We start from the raw sequence: 1,551 nt of genomic DNA on the forward strand, positions 1-1,551 counted from the left end.
CCTCGGCCATTCACGCTAATTCCGGCACTGCGTGCCGGAATTAGGGAAAAGGTGCTCTGAACTGCGATAATTCGATTTGTCTAGGACCGAAGTTCGCAGTTGCAGGAGCACCTTCTCGGTGAAGCAGTCTATGTCGTGGTACCCGTCGCTGAAAGTTGGCGGGGATGGTTCGGGTGTGGTGTCGCAGGCCGGGGCGGTGGCGTTGCTGCGGACCGCGGTCACGGTCGGGTTGGATCGGGCGCTGTCGGCAGCGCTGTCGCCGTGGCGCAAGCCCCTGGCGGTGCACGATCCGGGCAAGATCGTGCTGGATCTGGCGGTGGCGATCGCGTGCGGCGCCGACTGCCCCGCGGATCTTGCCCTGTTGCGTTGCGAGCCAGCAGTTTTCGGATCGGTGGCCTCGGATCCGACGGTGTCACGCACGATCGCGGCACTGGCCGCCTACGCGCCGAAGGTGTTGTCCGCCCTGGCTTCTGCCCGCGCCGCGGCGCGGGCGCGGGCATGGGCGCACGCCGGCGAGCATGCCCCCGATCACGGGATCGACGCCGTCCATCCGCTGATCATCGACCTGGACGCGAGTCTGCTGGACGCGCATTCGGACAAGGAACACGCGGCACCGACGTTCAAGAAAGGTTTTGGCTTTCACCCGTTGTTCGGGTTCATCGATCATGGCGCCACCGGTACCGGTGAACCGGCGGCGATCCTGCTGCGTCCCGGGAATGCCGGGGCGAACACCGCCGCCGACCACAAACAGGTCCTCGCCGCCGCGCTGGAGCAACTGTCCTGGCAGCCGGGCTACCGCGTCGGGCGGAAAGTGTTGGTGCGCACCGACGCTGGCGGCGGCACCCATGACTTCGTCACCTACTGCACCAACCGCAGGGTGCAGTACTCGCTCGGGTTCACCCTCACCGACGCGCTCGTCGAGGCCGTCAACTCCGTGCCGAAGCAGGTGTGGACCCCGGCCTACAACGCCGAGGGGCAGGTCCGCGACGGCGCGTGGGTCGCCGAGATCACCGATCTGGCCGATCTGTCGGGCTGGCCCGACGGTATGCGGCTTATCGTGAGGAAAGAACGCCCGCATCCGGGAGCACAGCTGCGGTTTACCGATGTCGACGGGCTGCGGCTGACCGCGTTCGTCACCAACACCCGCCGCGGTCAGCTCGCCGATCTCGAGCTACGGCATCGTCGCCGCGCTCGCTGCGAGGACCGCATCCGTGCCGCGAAGGACACCGGGGCCCGTAACCTACCCTTCCACGGCTATGCCGCCAACCAGATCTGGCTCGCTATCRTCGCCCTGGCGCTGGACCTGACCGCGTGGCTACAAACTCTTGCCCTGCACGATCACCCCGCCCGCCGCTGGGAACCGAAAACCCTGCGCCTGCAGCTGTTCTCACTCCCAGCCCGCATCACACGCCACGCCCGACGCATTCGGCTGCGCCTGCCACAGCACGCCCCGCACACTCACCTGCTCACCACCGCGATCTGTCGCCTGCAACCCGGCTGACCAGCCTCAACCGCCCCCACGAGACGAAAGGACGAATCACTCCGGACCCG

At 67.2% G+C, this 1,551-nt stretch carries 1 protein-coding gene; it reads left to right on the forward strand.

What is annotated here, in order from left to right; translation table 11 throughout:
* Positions 1–118: 118 nt before the first annotated feature.
* Positions 119–1,501: an IS1380 family transposase gene (locus AB4Z47_RS30630; RefSeq protein ID WP_441956193.1), complete on the forward strand. Its 1,383-nt coding sequence runs from the start codon at positions 119–121 to the stop codon at positions 1,499–1,501.
* Positions 1,502–1,551: the final 50 nt, after the last annotated feature.

It is taken from the genome of Nocardia sp. 2TAF39 (genome assembly GCF_052114905.1).
Taxonomy (GTDB): Bacteria; Actinomycetota; Actinomycetes; order Mycobacteriales; family Mycobacteriaceae; genus Nocardia.